We start from the raw sequence: 17,769 nt of genomic DNA, 5'->3' as shown, positions 1-17,769 counted from the left end.
GGCGGGCGGGCGTGCGTTCGTCAAACGCTGTCGCGCGACTGATTGGTGCGTGCGCGGGACTGCTCACGAAAGCGTCGACCGACTCTGAGGCTCCGTGTGACTTCCTTGTCATACCCGATGAAGCCGCGGCGGCGCCACTCGATCACCACATGTCGACGGAAGTCATTGATCCTGCGGCGGCGATCCAAAGCGTCCCAGTCGCTCGGAAGACGAGACGGAACTCCGCCTGTTTCGGGAAGCAAGTGCTCGAACAGCTCCCGGAAAGTGGGGCCCTGCGATTGGCGACGGCGGTACTGAGCGATGAAGATTGCTGCTGCCAAAGCCCATTCGTCTGCCGTCTCGTTGCTCGTGAACTCTTCGAACGCAAAGCTCCATGCGGCGGGCGGCGGATGATTCATGCTCCGCCACCAAACTGTCCAAGGCATGTTCGCCACGATCACCGTCACAATCGCGGTCGCACGCATCGGGCCAGCCCTGCGGTGCGACCGCGGTGTCCGTAGGGCGGGCAGCACACGTGCAGAGTGGAGATGATCCGTTTGAAATCGATTGTTTCGTATGGCCAACGAAATTATGCCACACAGACTAGGCCACACAAGCTCGGCCTCCGCCTGACGCTTGAAGAGTGGTTGCGAGAGATGAGCAGATCGATGCCGAGTGGGCGGAGTTCTCGCGTAAGCTCGCAATCCATCTGCGCAAGCTGCGCACTGACGCCGGACTTAGCCAGGAAGACGTCGCCTATCGCTCGGGCATCGCCCGCTATACGTATCAGCGATACGAGCGGGGCGAATCGGGGTCTGGGGTGCCAGCAAACCCGCCCTTGCGATCGCTTCTCGCCATGGCGCAAGTGCTGAACGTGGACTTGGCGGGTCTCGTTCCCGCACCCGCCCCCGACCTTCGCAGTCGTTAGAGCATGTTTGGATCGCTGCGCGGTGGAGGCTGAGGCTTGCACCGAGCTATACCTGTGCGAGACACGACTACTGCTTTAGGGCTGCAGTAGCGTCCGGGCGACTGACTCGAGGTCATCGTGAGGAAGCGCGCGCAGTGCCTGTCCGCTACCGAGCTCCCAGAGCGAGAACCCCTCCTTGCCGTCGGGGGTACCGTCAGGCTTCCGCGTTCCCTCGGTCACGAACTTCACTTCGATCGTGTTCGTCATGTCTTTATGCGGCTGAATCGTCAGAAGCTTGCGCCGCGCGTCGGTCTCGACGAGATGTTCCCCTTTGGTGTCTACGCAGATGACCTTGTCGCCCGACCACACAATGAAGTCGGGGAAGAACCAGACGGTCGATCCCAACGAGACTAGCGGGATCTTGTAACCGGTCTGTGAGCGATTCCGTGCCCATGTGAGGCCCGTATCGTCAAGGGCCCGGGCGAAGGCCGTCTCAAGGTCGTTCAGGCCGTCATATCCTTCGTGCAATGCATGTTTGAACGTCTCCATGGAGCCCCGACGGACGAGCGTGCTGCCGATCTCGTATTGATTTGGTTTCAGCTGCTTGACGACGGCATGTCGTAGGTACTCGTCCACCACCTCTGCCGCGTTGTCTGCGAGGCTGGCATACGCTCGACTTCCGATGCCGACCTTCGCATCGAACCTTTGGTCATCTGTGTCAATCATGGACAGCGCGGGCCTATATCGCCGGGCCACTTCGCGGCGGAAAACCCATCGTGCGTTCACCCGGTTTGATTGCTCGAACTTTATCCACTCGGAGTCGATAGCGTCGTCAGAGCCAACTGCTTGGGTTACCGTCCGCCGCCGGCCTGCGCCGCGAGTATTCACCGAATCGTGTGTGTAGTCGTTAAGTTTGTTCAGAGCCGTTTGAACCGGCTTCTCTGTGGCGCTGTTGTCTACGCCAGCGCGTGGCACTGACCGCGACTCCTTGGGGAGGAGGCTGATCGGTGCCTCCGCTCCGGGAGGCGAGGTGAGGATTCGCACCTCTGGTGCGTTGCCGCCTAGTCCATTCCGTACGTCGTCGACGATCTGTTTGAAGATGTCATTGCGGTCGACGCGGACATAGAAATGTGCTGTGTTGAGGCGGTCGGCTTCGTAGTGGGTGGCACCGGGTTGACGGAGAACACGGCCGACGATCTGCGTGATGTCCACTTTCGATTCCATCGTCTTATCCACGTAAGCGAAGTAGACGGCAGGATCGTCCCAGCCCTCCTGCAGCGTCTTATTGAAGATGATGTGCCGGTAGTCACCAGCCACGAATTCGTCGTAGTCTCGCTCGCCGCTGTTGAACAGGGCGAAGTCTGACGGAAGAGGGAAGTCCTTGTGAGTCCTGAGGTCGGCGTACACGGCGATCTCATCTGCCGGAATCCCGCACTGGTCGGTGAGGTAACGCCAGATCTCGATCGGCGGCGCCTGGCGTTGGTCGAATGGTTGCTTCGGATCGTCGGTTTGAGTGGCATCATCGGCCAACACGTTTGTGTTGCAGACGTAGATCGCCTTGGGCGCGAATCCCAATCTCTCCGCACTCGCGCTCGATTCGGCGTCACGCATGTCCGCCAGCATGTCGGCAATCGTTTCCTGCATCGGGGCGTTGAGACCATCGAGCTTGATGATGCCTTTGACAAGCCCCGACGCTACGACGGTCGAAGACTTCACCGAGGTGATGAGGTCTTCGTCCGTGTAGTCGGCCTGACTACGCAGGGGCTGAATGACGTCGGCATCGAACTGGGCTGGGAAGCGCAAGGTGGCACTAGCGAGAAGGAAGACGCTGGGCTGCTGCTCAAGGAGAAGAGTCGTCTGCTGGTCCGACAGGTTTTGCGCCTCGTCGTAAACGATCACTAGGGGGCGGCGCTGGCCTCCCGAGGTTGCGCGCTCTTTCAAAGCTTCCCACCGAGTGGTCTCGATGGTGTCGACGTCAGTCGAGAATATCTTTAGGTTGCTTGTCTCGCGGTCCTTTTGGTTGAAAGTGCCGACCGTGGCGAAGTAGAGAAGTCCCTGCTTCGCGTGTGCGACATCCTCTGGGTCGTATTCGCTGAGTAGGCGGACTGTGATGTCGGGGAGAAGGTGGCTGTACTTGCCCCCATCCTCGAGATTGGCGTAGCTCTGCTGGACGACGACCTTGCCTTTCGAGAGCCACAGAACAACCGGCGGGATCTCTGACATGGCAACGATCTCGTTCACGGCCTGCGCCAGGATCGCGGTTTTCCCGGATCCGGTGATCGAAGACAGCGCCTGATAGAAAGGCACCTCCCGAGCGCTGCCCCGACGCCCCATCACTACCGGCTCAGCGTTGTACTCGACGTAGCGATCAGCCATTTGGGAGGCCGCATCCTGCTGGAACTGGAAGAGCTCAAGGGCCATGATTATGCCTCCTCAGTGAATGACTCGGTACGGACATCGAGTCCAAAATCAGACAAGATACGGTCCGGAATCTGATACCACGTCACATCGTCAGTGACGATGAAACTTCGTCGACTGTAGACGTGGTAGTGATTTGCGAGACCGGCCGATTCCGCCTCCTCGGCGATCTTCTCGTACACGCCCTCCGTGAGGTCTGGGCTTGCGTCTGGGCCCGACCACACGAGAAAGATACCTTCGCCTGATGAGTTCTTGGCGACGAGGTACGCGTATGGCTCGCTGTCTCGCTCGACAGGAACAAGGACGGTGGCTCGTCGGCTCCCGGTGCTTGAGTGCGACGCGATGACAGTGTCGACCATCTCGTCGCGCTCCATCTGGAGCAGTGTCTGCGCGTCGACCTTTTTCTCTAGTGTCTTGAAAGAGAAGCCGCCCCCGAGCGCCACGCCCTTTTCGTTCGCCCAGTCTCCACTCACAACTCTCGCCAAGCGGTCCGCTGTGAGTGCGCGCGCATAAGAGTCGCCACGCTCCGGGCGGCCCTGTTCGATAAGGATGAAGCGTCGGTCGCTCCCAGATGTCGCGTTGAGTCCTAGTACTGCGTGCCCGGTCGTGCCAGACCCCGCGAAAGGGTCAAGCACTGTTCCTCCGTTGGGCGTCCACAACTGGATTATCTTGGTCATGAGCTTGAGCGGCTTGACGGTCGTGAACCCATGGCCCTTGCCGACGACCGCCGTGAGTTCCCCTGCTCCGTCTGCGCTCCGGCCGGATTCTTCGAAGTCCCATGAAGTTGATCCGAGCTCGTCAGGAAACTCCATCTCGTCGTCGGCCCAGTACGTGATCGGGACTTTCCCCTTCTTGAGCTTCTCGAGGTAAGTCTTCGTTCTAGGGCGTCCCAACCCATCCCGGCCGAACCAGACGAACGGCCATGCTGGCTCGCTGAGACGCTTCCGCGCGTGCTCCTTGACTTCGTTGGTGAACCCGGCCTTGAGCATTAGCGCCTTGCCCTTGCCGTCATCGATTGCGCGCTCTTCGTATGCGAGGCCCCACTCTTCCAGCCACTTTTTGACGTTTCGTTTCGGGTGGGCCCAAGCGCGTTCTCCGGGTGGGTACAGAACCTCGCCGGTGAACGGGGATTGAATGCCGAAATCTCCGGACGCGCTGTAGGTGCGTGCGGAAAGATTGCCCTCTCGCCACAGCCCTCCCGGGTCAGCATCGGGATTGCTGTACCGGCGGTTGTCTGCATCCGTGCGATCGAGCGACGCTGTCTTCGTCCTGACCACGTCGCGGGCATAGACCAGAACGTACTCGGTCGTGGTTGTGACCCCGGTCTTGTCTGAGCGGGGCGCCGCCGTTTTTTGCCAGTTGATGATCGCGAGCCGATTCTCCTCGCCGAACAACTCATCGAGCATCTGGCCGAGGTGGAACAACTCGCGACTGTCGATGCAAATCGCAAGCACCCCGGATGGCTTGAGCATCGCGCGCATCATCTGCAGGCGCGGATACATGAACTTCATCCACTTGGTGTGTTTCGCGGGATCGTCGCTGCCCACGAACTCGCCGAGGTCGGGATCGTTGGGGTCGGTGTCCCATTTGTCGTTATAGCGGAAGTCATCTCCCGTGTTATACGGCGGATCTGTCAGGATCAAATCCACCTGGCCACGCTCACGGTAGAGCGAAGCAAGCGCCTGGAGGTTGTCACCTTCTATCAGAACGTTTCGGGCGCGACCATGCTCGTCGCCGTGGCTGTACTTCTGGATCGAACGCTGGTTGCGCGGACGCACGCGTCGGCCGATCTGTCGGGCGAGAATCTTGCCCGGAAACGAGAGGTTGACCCCGGCGCCAGTCTTCTCACGAATCATCTCGATGAGCTGCTCAACAGGCAGATCTTCCAGGGCAGTCGAATCGTCCACGATGTGTCCTTTGGTCGGGGCGGCGCAGGTCGTTCTGGCATGTTCCGCTCATGCCAAGCACACGACTACATCGTACGAGGAAGGGCAGACATCGAGGTGCGAAAGACCCAAGCAGGTCCGATCGTCCTAGTTGGACGGCACCCGGGCTGCAGTGCCGGTCATTCTCCCAAACGGATATCAGTGACGTTCGACGGAAGCCCAGAGATTTCTCGAAGAGCGGTCCGTTCCACAGTTAGATCATCCTCGAGGCTCCGGACCACCTCGCGCAGCTGCCTCACGGTGCGGGTGAGGTCGGCGTTCTGCGTGAGGAGGCGTTCGACCTCATGCCCGCGCTGCTCATAGAGAACTCGGAGTCGCTGTTCGTCGCGAAGCTCAATCTGCGCGGCCAGGCCAGCGTCGAGTTTGTGCCTTACATCTTGGAGCTCTGTCTTTAGACGCTTGATCGTGCTCAAGGCGTTGACGAGATCCGCCGACCGTGCGGCCCGCAGCGGACCGTCGATCCTGTCTGGAATGTTCTCCTGATGACGACGGAGCCGGTCCATGAGGTCTTGTCGGCTGTACAAAAATTGGCGGCTCACACCCGCTGCGTCAGCAAGAGAGGACACTGTGAGCGGCCGAGCACCGTCGCTTGCGCGCGCGAGCGCAACCACGACATCTCGGTACTTACGTGCCGATGCCTGCGCGCGAGCCCTCGCTAGCGCCTCAGGATTCCCTCGTCCGGATTCGGAGCCAGTCGTATTCATAGTTCCCTCAACTCAATCTGCCTACCGGCAAGTGCAGCACTGCGAGCACGACGCATTACCTCGGACATGGTGTCGATCTCTTGGCGTTGCGCGTCAGGCAGTTGGTCGAGTCGCTCCCGCATCGTGGCGAGCACCTTTTCGTAGTCTGCGATCAGGCCGCGCTGGGCCTCGAGAAGGTAAGAAGCCGTGTCCGATGATTCGGCTATCCTCAACTGCGATCTCAGTTTCAGGATCTCCTTCTCTATCTCCGGAATGTGGGAGGGGTTCGGACGGAAGAAGCCGCATCCGGCACATTGATATCGCAACTGGCAGGCGGTACCGCCTGCTGCAACATTGCTTGGCTCTGCGCAATCCCCATAGGGAACGGGGGTGATCTTGAGCTGTAGGCGCCCCTTCCCGATCCCGACCTGCTCCCCATGTCTGTCGTGGGCGAGGGGTGCGAGCGTACTCACAGCCTTGCGGCGGCGTTTTGAGCTGACCTGGTAGTACCCCATCGTGACCTTCATCGAGGCGTGGTCCATGAGTTGGCGCAACACGTCTGGATCTGTGCCATTGTCCGCATGCCGCTGTGCGTATGCGCGCCGGAAGTCGTATGGCTGCACGATACTCAGATCGAAATCGATGGTGTTTCCATCCAGGTCCGTCACCGCACCGGGCACCGGGGGAAGCCCGAGGGCGAATCTCCTCAGCACCTTTCCGAGGTAGCGCGCCCCCATCGGTATGGTGTTCTCATCCTGTAGCCGTCGCCGAGGGGTGGGGAACAGCAGCGGAGACCGTATCCCGCGTTCGTCTCGAATCGCCTTCCAACGCCGAATCGACTCGACGACGGGTGCCTCAACCGGGAGCTCCTTTAGTGCTCCGCCTGTCTTGTGCGCTGTGTAACGCAATAGCCATCCACCATGTCGATCCTGCACGAGACAGTCACTGGCCAGCGTCACGATCTCGTCCGGGCGCCGCCCAGTCTCCATAAGGAGCTCGAGGACGCAGCGGTACATGTCTGAGTGGCGACCAACGTCGAGTTGCCCGGTGTTGTTGCGCATGTGCGCGACTACCGCGGCAGGGGTCACGCGATCGCTTTCGACCTTTTGGTCTGCGCGTGCGCGGCGACTTCGCCGCTTCTGAGACGCGTAATCCTGTGCGAAGCTCGCCGGGATGCTGTCCCATACGCCGAGTTGCCGTGCGACGCGACAGAGCTCCCACCAGACCGCATACATTGCCCGCTTTCCGTCAGCGCTTTCTAGCTGATCCAACCTCGCAGTGATCGCGGACATGTCCTCATACGACAGTCGGGTTCCGTCGGCGCCCCCGTCCGAACGTCGGGCGGCTAGTACCCGAGATGCCTTAACGCAGATGTCGAAGCAAAGGCGGACGGTTCGCCGCGTTTCTAGAGTGGCGCCCAACCAGGTGCGGAACGCGTCCAGGAGCCACGGTTGCTCGATCTGCCACGTCTCAAGCGGTGCACCCGTGAGATCCGGATTCTTCGCGGACCGCGTCTCACGAAGTGGCAGGTCCTGCAGGAACACCAGGTCCTGGCGCAACGGGTCTTTCGCCTCAAACTGACGCCGCGCCTTTTCGAGAATCAAGATTCCGGTCGATCGCAAGCCTTTCAGCCTCACCGAGTGCTCGTGAGTGAGAAAACACTCCAGCAGGCTCTCATGCCGAGATTCCGCCACATCGTTGATGAAGGGTCGGAGCTTGCTCACCATGACACGTCCGATTCCTCGAGCGGCGTACTGCTGAGTGATGAACAACAACTCGGTGCGCATCGGTTCTGTTAGCGAGCGCAGAGCGAGCTGGTTGCGCTCGAGAACGGAATCCGAGGCGACGTAGTTCTCGACCGTCTGCAGAGGGTCCAACCGGCGTGCGGCTCTGAAACCGGAGTCGTGGTAGTCGCAGAGACCGCTCGGGAGTGCCCTCGACAGCACTCGCTTGCATGACGCAACTGGGCACGGCAGCGTCGGATGAACGACTTTGCCTCGTCGGTCGTCGGTGAACGCTACGAGCCTCTCGTCGGAGACGGGCACGCCGTCGATGCGGCAGCGCTTCGCCAGAAGATTGTAATGCGAGGGGCACAGCCCGCGCACGGTCCCGGCACGACCACACTGTGCGCCGGACTCGCTATAGATCGCGCAGAGTGTGAAGCCTCGGGACGAGCGTTGCGCGAGCGGATCGATCTTTGGACGAGAACTCGCAAACTCCTCCACACTCATTCCCACTCTCGCTGCACGCCGACGGCAGGTCTGGCAGTAGTCGACCTTCGCTGCCGGATTCGCGCACCCAGGGCGCATACACACTTTGAAGTCATTGAGCGCGTTGAACGGGTCGATCGTTAGGAGCCCTGTCTCTGCGTCCCATGCCCCTATCGACCAGTCCTCCGTGATCAGCCCTGTTAGAAACTCTCGCCAGACCTCGGACGGGCTTGTCCCGGAGATGTCGTTCGGCAGGGCAACTGATCTCACGACGAAACCGCCAGTGACACTGACGAGTTGGAAACAGCGGAGCGCAGGGACTCATCGCTCGCGTGTGTGTAGATCAAAGTCGATGACAATGAGCGATGTCCCAGAAGGACTCGAACAACATCGAGGTCGACGGCGTCGCCCTCGATGCCCCGCAGCCAGATGGTCGCGCGAGTGTGCCGAAGCAGGTGGGGACGGACATAAAATCCGAGTCGTTTTGAGCATCGTCGAAACAGATCTATCCCGGACGCATAGCTCCATGCTTGGCCGGCCGTGGGGCCTTCGAGCGCCACAAAGACGTTGGGGCTCCGGTCTTCGCTTACAAGCATCAGACGTTCCGTCAACGCTTCCTGATAGGACAGGGCAAGGTCCGCAGACATCGGAACGACACGGAGCGACTTCGCACGCGCCCCGTTTGCGGACTGATTCCGAACGGTGTGAAGGTGCGGTCCTTTGATGCGGCATCCGTGCGACCTGTTATCCGGAAGAAGATGCAGGTCCGCCCGAAAGAGAGACAATGCTTCCCCGACCCGCAGCCCAGTGAAGTACAGCAAATGGATGAGGAATCTGTCGCGCGGTCTCAGCGGCAAACTCAAGAGCGCGCTGCGGTCGGCCTCCGCGGACAACCATGGTGGCGCCTTTGATACCGATACGGACCGGACTCGCAGCGGCTTCGCTATGACGCTTCGTGAGCGGCCATGTTCCCCACCACGTGGGCCGGGCCGAACGAACTGCTCCTGGGTCAGTAGTCGCACAAGTTCCTCGGATACCAGATCTTCGAGTGCAGCCCACCGGTAAAATTCAACCAGTGCGACCAGCCAGGCGCTCACAGTCGCCGGCTGCCGCAGATCTGAACTTCCTGTTCCGGTCGTTTTAGGCGTGACCGATAGATGGTTCTTCCAATGAAGCAGGGTCGACGGTCTCACCCGGGTCCAGTCCAAGCCCTGCGCCGGTAGCCAGGTCATGAATCCCGCAACACGCAGCCCATAGTTGCGCACTGTGTTCGGGGAGTCTCCGGCGTCTGCCAAAGACCGCAACCAATCGCACACAGCCGGATGGATCAGTCCATTCTCCCGGTTGAAGACCGCGGCCACATCCGCGCCGGACGATGAGCGCACCCAACGGAAGGAATAGTGTGCCGCTGCAGTCATGGTCGTACCGTGCTTCCTGTGAGTGACACGGCCCACGCGGTGTGAGTCGCAGGACGGGGAGTCTTTTCAACTAACAGTCGCGTACATCTCTTCATGACTATAGATAACCTCCGCATCGTCGGCCGGCTGTCATCGGCTTCTTCGTGAATACGACGCGAGATGCGTCACGACCACCGCCGAGATACGCGAGTTGTGGGGTGACGCCGCACCCGGGACGACCGTTGGCGGAGCCACGGACCCGGATCGGTCTCGGGTGCTCGACGCCCTGAGCAGTCGCTCCGCACGACCCGTTCTCGAGCTGTCCCGAAGATCGGGGCTCGCTCCCGAGAGGATCGGCGCCCTCCTCGGGCTCCTGGAGCTGGATGGGATTGTCACGCGCGTCGAGAGCGGATGGCGGAAACGGCCGGACGGAGAGCGGCGCGGCTGACACCGCGCGGATTCGCGCTCCTGCACACTTGATCCATGCAGTTCCAGGCAGCAGCACACGCCTTCACCGAGCATCTCTCCCGAGTGCGTCGGCTGTCTTCAGCGACTGTGCGGGCCTACCGATCTGATCTCCGTGATCTCGCGGAGACCGTCGGCGATCGCGAGCTCGAAGACGTCACACTCGAGACACTGCGCGACTGGCTGTGGCGCGCGACTCAACGGGGGGACGCGCGGTCAACACTCGCGCGGCGCGCCGCGGCGGCGCGGTCCTTCTTCAGCTGGGCGCAGGAGCAGCAGCTCGTCGCACACGATCCGAGTCTCCGGCTGGTAGCCCCGAAGCGGGGGCGGACGCTGCCCGTCATCGCCTCTCAGGACGCGATGACGACTCTTCTCGAGGCGCAACGGCACGCCGCCGCCACCGGTGATCCGATCGCGCTCCGCGACCATGCGATTCTCGAGCTGCTGTACGGGGCAGGGATCCGAGTCTCCGAGCTGTGCGGACTCGATGTCGACGATCTGGACCTCGACCGGGGCACGGCGCGCGTGCTGGGGAAAGGCGCGAAAGAGAGGGTGGTGCCCTACGGTGCTCCTGCACGTGATGCCACCGGTGCCTACCTGTCTCGAGGGCGGCCCTCACTGGCAGCACGAGCTACTCGGCCGTCGCCCGCTCTGCTACTCGGCAGTCGAGGCGCGCGGATCGGACCGCGCGCGGTCTATTCGCTCGTCGCCGACGTGCTCGCACCGTTCATCGGGGCGGACACGGTCGGCCCGCATGCGCTGAGACACACTGCCGCGACCCATCTCCTGGACGGCGGCGCGGACTTGCGAGCGGTGCAGGAGATCCTCGGCCATGCGAGTCTCGGTACGACCCAGATCTACACCCACGTGTCCGCCGAACGGCTGACCGCGACGTATCGCCTCGCACACCCGCGCGCCTGAACACCCGGTCACCGATTCATGGGGTCGTGCAGCAGGGGAGCAGCACCGCCCTGGGTACGGCGCCGAAGAGGAGCAACGGGTTGATGTACGCGCCATCCATTCGCACACCGAGGTGCAGAGTGCCGGGCGCCGCGTGGCCACCGGCAGCCACGGTGCCGATCACCTGCCCCGATGAGATCGCGTCTCCCGGCGAGAGCTCGGAGGACAACGGCTCGAACGTCGACACGTAGCCACCGGGGTGCTCGATCGTGATCAGAGGCCTGTCGACGACGGTTCCGCGGAATGCGATCACCCCGTCGGCGGGAGCGCGGATCACAGCCCCCGGCGTCGTCGCGAGGTCCATCCCTCGATGGCCGGCACCGTACTCGTGCGCGGGAGCGCGATACGGCGACGCGACCGCGCGGCGCTCATCGGTCGGCCAGAGCCAGACGGGATACCTCTCACCTTCCGCGGATGACGCGTGCGCACGCGTCGGGATCGGAGCGACGAGAATCAGGGCGACCAGCAGAAGGAACGCGATGGTCGCGCGTGCGCGGGAGTTCATGAGGCAATGGTCCGTCGCTCCCGCCGGCGGAGGGACGCGTCATCGCAACCCCCGCGATCCATGTGGGGAAGACATGGCTTCGGTGCATCGTGCAGGAGGAGTGAGGCCGCCGCATCCTGTATGCTGTTGGAGCACCTCGATCTCGGGGTGACTACGCGTGCCCAGAGCGACTTCGGTCGTGGCATCCACTCCCACTGGTCCTGATCCACTCAGGCGGGTGTGCGCCGGGCACCAGGGAGTTCGGTCGTCCGATCGACTCGACAACCTCAAGGGCGCAGAATCGCGCCGGAACAAGGAGACGACCATGGCTGTGGTCACCATCCGCCAGCTGCTCGACAGCGGCGTGCACTTCGGACACCAGACCCGTCGGTGGAACCCGAAGGTCAAGCGCTTCATCCTCACGGAGCGCAGCGGCATCCACATCATCGACCTCCAGCAGTCGCTCGGCTACATCGACAAGGCCTACGACTTCGTCAAGGAGACCGTCGCGCACGGCGGCACGATCCTCTTCGTCGGCACGAAGAAGCAAGCGCAGGAGATCCTCGCGGAGCAGGCCACGCGCGTCGGCCAGCCCTACGTCAACCAGCGCTGGCTCGGTGGACTCCTCACCAACTTCCAGACCATCGCGAAGCGTCTCGCTCGCATGAAGGAGCTCGAGGAGCTCGACTACGAGAACCCGGCTGCCTCGGGCTTCACCAAGAAGGAACTCCTTCTCAAGAAGCGTGAGCTCGACAAGCTCCACAAGTCGCTCGGTGGTATTCGCAACCTCACCAAGACGCCGTCCGCTCTCTGGGTCGTCGACGCCAAGCGCGAGCACCTCGCCATCGACGAGGCCAAGAAGCTCGGCATCCCGGTGATCGGCATTCTCGACACCAACGCCGACCCGGACGACTTCCAGTACCCGATCCCCGGCAACGACGACGCCATCCGCTCCGTCTCGCTGCTCACCCGCATCATCGCGGACGCAGCGGCAGAGGGCCTGCAGCAGAAGCACAACCCCGAGACGGGCGACGCTGAGCCGCTCGCCGACTGGGAGAAGGAGCTCCTCGAGGCTCCCGTCCAGGAGTCGGCTGACGCCGCAGAGGTCGATGACGCCGCAGCTGACGAAGCTGCCACCGTCGAGACCCCCGCTGCCGACGAGACCGCTGCTGACGAGGCCGGCGCCGAGGCGCACGACGAGGCCATCGCTGCCGCTTCCGGCGAGGAGACCGCTGAGGTCGCCGCCGCCGAGGCAGCAGACGCCAAGTAATTCCGCGACCACCACACACATCACGAAGCAAGGAGCCACCACACATGGCCAACTTCACCATCGCCGACCTCAAGGCGCTGCGTGAGCAGCTCGGAACGGGAATGGTCGACACCAAGAAGGCGCTCGAGGAGGCCGACGGAGACGTCGAGAAGGCCACCGAGATCCTGCGTCTCAAGGGTGCCAAGGGCAACGCGAAGCGTGCCGACCGTTCGACCAGCGAGGGCCTCATCGTCGCTCGCGAGCAGGACGGCGCAGTGACGCTGATCGAGCTCGCCTGCGAGACGGACTTCGTCGCGAAGAACGAGCGCTTCATCGCACTGGCCGACAAGGTCGCCGACGCTGTCGCGGCCGTCAAGGCCGACTCGGTCGAGGCCGGACTCGCCGCCCAGGCAGGCGACAAGAGCGTCGAGCAGGTCATCTCGGAAGAGGCTGCGATCATCGGCGAGAAGGTCGAACTTCGTCGCGTTCGCACGATCACCGGCGACAACGTCGAGGTCTACCTGCACCGCACGAGCAAGGACCTCCCGCCGCAGATCGGCGTCGTCGTCGCCTACACGGGTGACAACGCCGAGACCGCTCGCAGCATCGCGCAGCACATCTCGTTCGCGAACCCGTCGTACCTGTCCCGCGAGGACGTCCCGGCTGACGCCGTGGAGAAGGAGCGCGAGATCGTCACCGAGATCTCTCGCAACGAGGGCAAGCCGGAAGCGGCTCTGCCCAAGATCGTCGAGGGCCGTGTCTCCGCGTTCATCAAGCAGGTCGCACTGCTCGAGCAGGACTACGCGAAGGACAACAAGCTCTCCGTCGCCCAGGTGGCGAAGGACGCCGGTATCACCGTGACGGACTTCGCGCGCTTCAAGGTCGGCGCGTAACACCGTCGAAGGGGTTCGGATCACATGATCCGAACCCCTTCTTCATGCCCAGAAGGCACTATCTTGAATCGGGACGAGAGGAACACCCCCATGACCGAAGGCAACGGACGCCGTCGCGTTCTCCTGAAGCTCTCCGGTGAGGCGTTCGGCGCCGGACAGCTCGGCGTCAACCCCGACGTCGTCAGCCAGATCGCCCGTGACATCGCCGCGGCCGTCGACCGCGTAGAGATCGCGATCGTCGTCGGCGGCGGCAACTTCTTCCGCGGAGCGGAACTCAGCCAGCGCGGAATGGACCGGGGGCGAGCCGACTACATGGGCATGCTCGGCACGGTGATGAACGCCCTCGCGCTGCAGGACTTCCTCGAGCAGGCCGGAGCGCCGACCCGCGTGCAGTCCGCGATCTCGATGACGCAGGTCGCCGAGCCGTACATCCCGCTGCGGGCCGAGCGGCACATGGAGAAGGGCCGCGTCGTCATCTTCGGCGCCGGAGCGGGCCTCCCGTACTTCTCCACCGACACGGTCGCCGCGCAGCGCGCGCTGGAGATCGGGGCGCAGGAGGTGCTCGTGGCCAAGAACGGCGTCGACGCCATCTACACCGCGGACCCGAACAAGCACGCCGACGCCGAGCGCATCGAGCGCGTGACCTACCGCGATGCCCTTCAGCGCGGCCTCAAGGTGGTCGACTCGACCGCGTTCAGCCTCTGCATGGACAACAACATGGACATGAGGGTGTTCGGCATGGAGCCGGCGGGCAATGTCACGCGTGCGCTCCTCGGAGAGCCGATCGGCACTCTCGTCACCGCCTGAGTCCCTGACGGTGCTCACGCGCCGCGCCAGATAGAATTTCAGAACACCCCGACGATAGGAGTCACCGTGATCGCGGATGTCCTCGCTGAAACCACCTCCCGTATGGCACGAGCGGTCGAGGCCGCCAAGGAGGACTTCTCCACGGTGCGCACGGGTCGCGCCAACCCGCAGCTCTTCCAGAAGGTGCTCGTCGACTACTACGGAACGCCGACGCCGCTCGCCCAGCTCGCCTCTCTGGCGAACCAGGAGGCGCGCACCCTCATCATCACTCCCTACGACAAGAGTGCTCTGAAGGGGATCGAGCAGGCGATCCGGGACATGCCGAACCTCGGCGCGAACCCCACGAACGACGGCAACCTCGTCCGCGTGACGATGCCCGAGCTCACGGCTGAGCGCCGCAAGGAGTACGTCAAGCTCGTCAAGACCAAGGCCGAGGACGCCAAGGTGCACGTGCGCGGCATCCGTCGCAAGGCCAAGGACGAACTCGACGGTCTCAAGAGCGAGCTCGGAGAAGACGAGATCTCTCGCGGAGAGAAGGAACTCGACGCCCTCACGCGCCAGCACGTCGACCTCATCGACGACGCACTCAAGCGCAAAGAGGCTGAGCTCCTCGAGGTGTAGGCGGCATGTCCGACGAACGCACCGATGACGGCACCGACAAGCCGCAGACGCGCCGGGAGGCGCGCGACTCGTCGACCTCGACCGGCGCCATCCCGCTGGTCGACGGCGCCTTCCCGGCGTTCGACGCGACGAGCATCCCGCCACGTCCACCTCTCCCCGCCGAGGAGCGCGCGATGACGGAGTCCCCGTTGGACACAGCTGATCACAACGCGATCAGAGAGCAGTGGCGTGCCGCACGCGACGAGTTCGGGACCCACGTCACGAATGCTCGCGGGCAGCTCGACCAGGCGAACGAGCGCATCAAGGAGCGCACAGGGCGTGACCTGATCCTCGCGACGCTGATCGGGCTGGCGTTCGGCGCCGCCCTGCTCGCCTCGCTGTTGTTCATCAAGGTCCTCTTCGTGCCGTTCGCGTTGGCAGCGGCGCTGCTCGGGGTGTACGAGCTCTCGCTGGCACTGCGCGCGTCCGGGCGGCGGATCGACGTGATCGCTCAGTTCGTGGCGGCGACGCTGCTCGTGCTGTCCGCGTTCTTCCTCGACCTGTGGTTCGTCTGGGTGATGCTGTTCTTCGCCGTCGCATTCGTGATCGTGTGGCGGTTGGTCGCCCAGATGGTCGCCAAGGACGGCAGAACCTACGGCGATGTGCTGACGGATGCCGTCATCGGAGGCTTCGTTCAGATCTACGTGCCGTTCCTCGCGGCGGTCGCCCTGATCCTGCTCAAGCAGGAGGGTGGCCAGTGGTGGGTGCTGAGCTTCATCGCCATCGCCGTCGTGGCGGACACCGGCGCGTATGCCGCCGGGCTGGCCTTCGGCCGGCATCCGATGGCCCCGCGAATCAGTCCCAAGAAGACGTGGGAAGGGTTCGGTGGAGCCGTGGTGGGTTCCATCACGGCGGGTGTCCTCCTCGCGATCTTCCTGTTGCATCTGCCGTGGTGGATCGGCGTGATCTTCGGCGTCGCCATCCTGCTGTCCGCGACCCTCGGCGACCTCGGGGAGTCCATGCTCAAGCGTGATCTCGGAATCAAGGACATGAGCTCCTGGCTGCCCGGTCACGGCGGGCTCCTCGATCGACTCGACAGCATCCTTCCGTCGACGGTGCCCGCGCTGTGCCTGTATTTCCTCTTCTCCTCCTGGGTGGTGCTGTGATGGTCTTCGACGACGTGCGAACATCGGACGGTTCGGTTCAGCCTCCGGCCGCGTTCTCTGTGACGACCGGGCGCGTGCGCGGCTATCACCGCGCAGCGGTCGACACGTTCCTCGCAGCCGCTCGGGCTGCATTCGAAGGCGACGCGGACGATCTCGGCGCAGCCGACGTACGCGTGGCGTCCTTCCCGCTCGTGAAGAACGGCTATGTCGTGGCAGAGGTCGATGCGGCGCTCGGGAGAGTGGAGGACGCGCTGGCGGCTCGCGCGCGTGACCGGGCCGTCCGGTCGCAGGGCGCGGGGGCATGGGTCGAGCAGGCACGAGACGATGCCCAGATCATCCTCGACCACCTCGCGCGTCCGAAGCGTCAGCGTTTCGCGCGCACGGGCGTCCTCACCTTCGGGTATCGCATCGACGAGGTTGACCATGTGGGCACCCGCATCGCCCGCTATCTGCGAGACGGCGAACCGCTGACGGCCGAGCAGCTGCGTTCGGCGGCGTTCCGCATGCAGCGCGGCGGGTACCGGGAAGAGCAGGTGGATGCCCTTCTCGACGCTACCGTCGATGTGATCCTGGCGGTTCGCTGAGCGTTCTGATGGCCGACTCACGCCTCACCGGGTAGACTGCCACTCATCGTGAACTCCCGAAACGACATCACACCTCATCGCAAAGACGTCACGCCGGTGCCTGCATCGGCGGCGCTTTCGGCGCGCAGCGGTAGCCGCCGACGGGGCGTCGTCGGTTTCGTCAGCGCCCTCGCGGTCGTGGGTTTCGCGGCCGCGATGGTCGCCCCGACCGGCGTCGCGCTGGCTCAGCAGCCGGAGACGGAAGGCCCCGAGTCGGCGTACTCAGCGGCGCTCACGGAGACGCAGAATCTCACGGTGACCGCAGAGGGTGCCGCTATCGCACCGGTTCAGCGTGGATCGTTCTCGGTCTACGTGACGCCCAAGCCGACTCCCACCCCGACACCGACGACCGCGTCGTCCGGGTCATCGAAACCCGGTCCCAGCGCTCCTCTGTACTACACCGGCGGGGGAGCCCCTGCGGAGTGGATGGCAGCAGCGGGCATCGCGGAGTCCGACTGGGGCTTCGTCGACTACATCGTCTCCCGCGAGAGCGGCTGGAACCCGAACGCGACGAACAAGTCCTCTGGAGCGTGTGGGCTCGTCCAGGCTCTGCCATGCAGTAAGGTTCCCGGCAATGGCTACGACCCGGTGGATAACCTGCGCTGGGCAACGGGATACGCCACGGGTCGATACGGAAGCTGGGCGGGCGCCCACGCCTTCTGGACGAACAACCACTGGTGGTGAGTCGGCCTCATGGCCCGCTCTCGCAGACGCCGTCCGACGCGCCCTGACACCGACGATTCGCTCGATCGACTCCTCGCGTCCTGGAAGCGCACGGAAGTCCGTCGTGGTTCCGAGTGGACCGTCCAGCCGGTGTCGGCAGCTCAGGCGCTGAAGGAGTACATCTGTCCTGGGTGCGGGCGATCGGTTGTTCCCGGAACCGCTCACCTCGTGATCTGGCGCGCAGACGGGGTGCTCGGTGACGCCGCAGACCTCGCGGCACGCAGGCATTGGCACACACACTGTTGGAGGATTGCGTGAG

The 17,769-nt window shown here is 63.4% G+C and carries 18 protein-coding genes; 11 read left to right on the top strand and 7 right to left on the bottom strand.

All coding sequences use genetic code 11. The features are described 5' to 3' along the window. Nucleotides 1-20: 20 nt before the first annotated feature. Nucleotides 21-464 carry a hypothetical protein gene (locus tag LQZ85_RS09510; protein WP_230100826.1) on the bottom strand — a complete coding sequence of 148 codons (444 nt, stop codon included), beginning with the start codon at nt 462-464 and terminating at the stop codon, nt 21-23. Between the two features lie 158 nt (nt 465-622). Between LQZ85_RS09510 and LQZ85_RS09505 the strand changes: the two genes are divergently transcribed. After that, on the top strand, nt 623-907 hold the full coding sequence (locus LQZ85_RS09505; protein ID WP_230100825.1) for a helix-turn-helix transcriptional regulator: 285 nt from the start codon (nt 623-625) through the stop codon (nt 905-907). Between the two features lie 75 nt (nt 908-982). Here the strand turns inward: LQZ85_RS09505 and LQZ85_RS09500 are convergent, their stop codons facing one another. The 5 genes from LQZ85_RS09500 to LQZ85_RS17950 all read right to left on the bottom strand — a co-directional run bounded on the left by LQZ85_RS09500 (nt 983) and on the right by LQZ85_RS17950 (nt 9,561). Continuing rightward, the gene (locus LQZ85_RS09500) at nt 983-3,307 is read right to left on the bottom strand and encodes a DEAD/DEAH box helicase family protein (protein ID WP_230100824.1); all 2,325 of its coding nucleotides are present in this window, start codon (nt 3,305-3,307) and stop codon (nt 983-985) included. Between the two features lie 2 nt (nt 3,308-3,309). Then, a complete protein-coding gene (locus LQZ85_RS09495) occupies nt 3,310-5,211 on the bottom strand; it encodes a site-specific DNA-methyltransferase (protein WP_230100823.1) in 1,902 nt (633 codons plus the stop codon). Between the two features lie 158 nt (nt 5,212-5,369). Further along, nucleotides 5,370-5,753, bottom strand: a complete 384-nt coding sequence (locus LQZ85_RS09490; protein ID WP_230100822.1) for a hypothetical protein — start codon at nt 5,751-5,753, stop codon at nt 5,370-5,372. Nucleotides 5,754-5,950: 197 nt separating this feature from the next. Beyond that, on the bottom strand, nt 5,951-8,413 hold the full coding sequence (locus LQZ85_RS09485) for a site-specific integrase (protein WP_230100821.1): 2,463 nt from the start codon (nt 8,411-8,413) through the stop codon (nt 5,951-5,953). Continuing rightward, on the bottom strand, nt 8,410-9,561 hold the full coding sequence (locus LQZ85_RS17950; protein ID WP_355706132.1) for a tyrosine-type recombinase/integrase: 1,152 nt from the start codon (nt 9,559-9,561) through the stop codon (nt 8,410-8,412). Before LQZ85_RS17950 ends, LQZ85_RS09485 begins: the two co-directional genes overlap by 4 nt. Before the next feature lie 190 nt (nt 9,562-9,751). On the opposite strand from LQZ85_RS17950, the gene LQZ85_RS17945 reads away from it, so the two are divergent. Both LQZ85_RS17945 and LQZ85_RS09480 read left to right on the top strand, forming a co-directional pair. Then, nucleotides 9,752-9,988: a hypothetical protein gene (locus tag LQZ85_RS17945; protein ID WP_355706130.1), complete on the top strand. Its 237-nt coding sequence runs from the start codon at nt 9,752-9,754 to the stop codon at nt 9,986-9,988. 35 nt (nt 9,989-10,023) lie between these two features. Continuing rightward, entirely contained in the window at nt 10,024-10,926 is a 903-nt protein-coding gene (locus tag LQZ85_RS09480) for a tyrosine-type recombinase/integrase (protein WP_056278673.1), read from the top strand. A 16-nt stretch (nt 10,927-10,942) separates the two neighbouring features. On the opposite strand, the gene LQZ85_RS09475 is transcribed toward LQZ85_RS09480, so the two are convergent. Beyond that, the gene (locus LQZ85_RS09475) at nt 10,943-11,470 is read right to left on the bottom strand and encodes a M23 family metallopeptidase (RefSeq protein WP_056278674.1); all 528 of its coding nucleotides are present in this window, start codon (nt 11,468-11,470) and stop codon (nt 10,943-10,945) included. Between the two features lie 304 nt (nt 11,471-11,774). Between LQZ85_RS09475 and rpsB the strand changes: the two genes are divergently transcribed. The 8 genes from rpsB (at nt 11,775) to LQZ85_RS09435 (ending at nt 17,768) form a co-directional block, all read left to right on the top strand. Next, nucleotides 11,775-12,719, top strand: a complete 945-nt coding sequence (gene rpsB / locus LQZ85_RS09470) for a 30S ribosomal protein S2 (RefSeq protein ID WP_053095994.1) — start codon at nt 11,775-11,777, stop codon at nt 12,717-12,719. A 44-nt stretch (nt 12,720-12,763) separates the two neighbouring features. After that, nucleotides 12,764-13,591, top strand: a complete 828-nt coding sequence (gene tsf, locus LQZ85_RS09465; RefSeq protein WP_053095995.1) for a translation elongation factor Ts — start codon at nt 12,764-12,766, stop codon at nt 13,589-13,591. A gap of 90 nt (nt 13,592-13,681) precedes the next feature. Continuing rightward, nucleotides 13,682-14,398, top strand: a complete 717-nt coding sequence (gene pyrH / locus LQZ85_RS09460) for a UMP kinase (protein WP_056278675.1) — start codon at nt 13,682-13,684, stop codon at nt 14,396-14,398. A gap of 66 nt (nt 14,399-14,464) precedes the next feature. Further along, on the top strand, nt 14,465-15,019 hold the full coding sequence (gene frr / locus LQZ85_RS09455) for a ribosome recycling factor (RefSeq protein ID WP_053095997.1): 555 nt from the start codon (nt 14,465-14,467) through the stop codon (nt 15,017-15,019). Between the two features lie 5 nt (nt 15,020-15,024). Further along, nucleotides 15,025-16,164 carry a phosphatidate cytidylyltransferase gene (locus tag LQZ85_RS09450; protein ID WP_056278676.1) on the top strand — a complete coding sequence of 380 codons (1,140 nt, stop codon included), beginning with the start codon at nt 15,025-15,027 and terminating at the stop codon, nt 16,162-16,164. Next, entirely contained in the window at nt 16,164-16,748 is a 585-nt protein-coding gene (locus tag LQZ85_RS09445; RefSeq protein WP_056278677.1) for a DivIVA domain-containing protein, read from the top strand. Before LQZ85_RS09450 ends, LQZ85_RS09445 begins: the two co-directional genes overlap by 1 nt. 48 nt (nt 16,749-16,796) lie before the next feature. Continuing rightward, nucleotides 16,797-17,471: a transglycosylase SLT domain-containing protein gene (locus LQZ85_RS09440; protein WP_230100820.1), complete on the top strand. Its 675-nt coding sequence runs from the start codon at nt 16,797-16,799 to the stop codon at nt 17,469-17,471. Nucleotides 17,472-17,480: 9 nt separating this feature from the next. Beyond that, entirely contained in the window at nt 17,481-17,768 is a 288-nt protein-coding gene (locus tag LQZ85_RS09435) for a hypothetical protein (protein ID WP_082586579.1), read from the top strand. Nucleotide 17,769: the final 1 nt, after the last annotated feature.

The sequence above is a fragment of the Microbacterium sp. Bi98 genome, assembly GCF_918698045.1.
Taxonomy (GTDB): Bacteria; Actinomycetota; Actinomycetes; order Actinomycetales; family Microbacteriaceae; genus Microbacterium.
The sequence above is the reverse complement of the archived record's forward strand: the minus strand, read 5'-3'. Positions and strand labels throughout refer to the sequence as shown.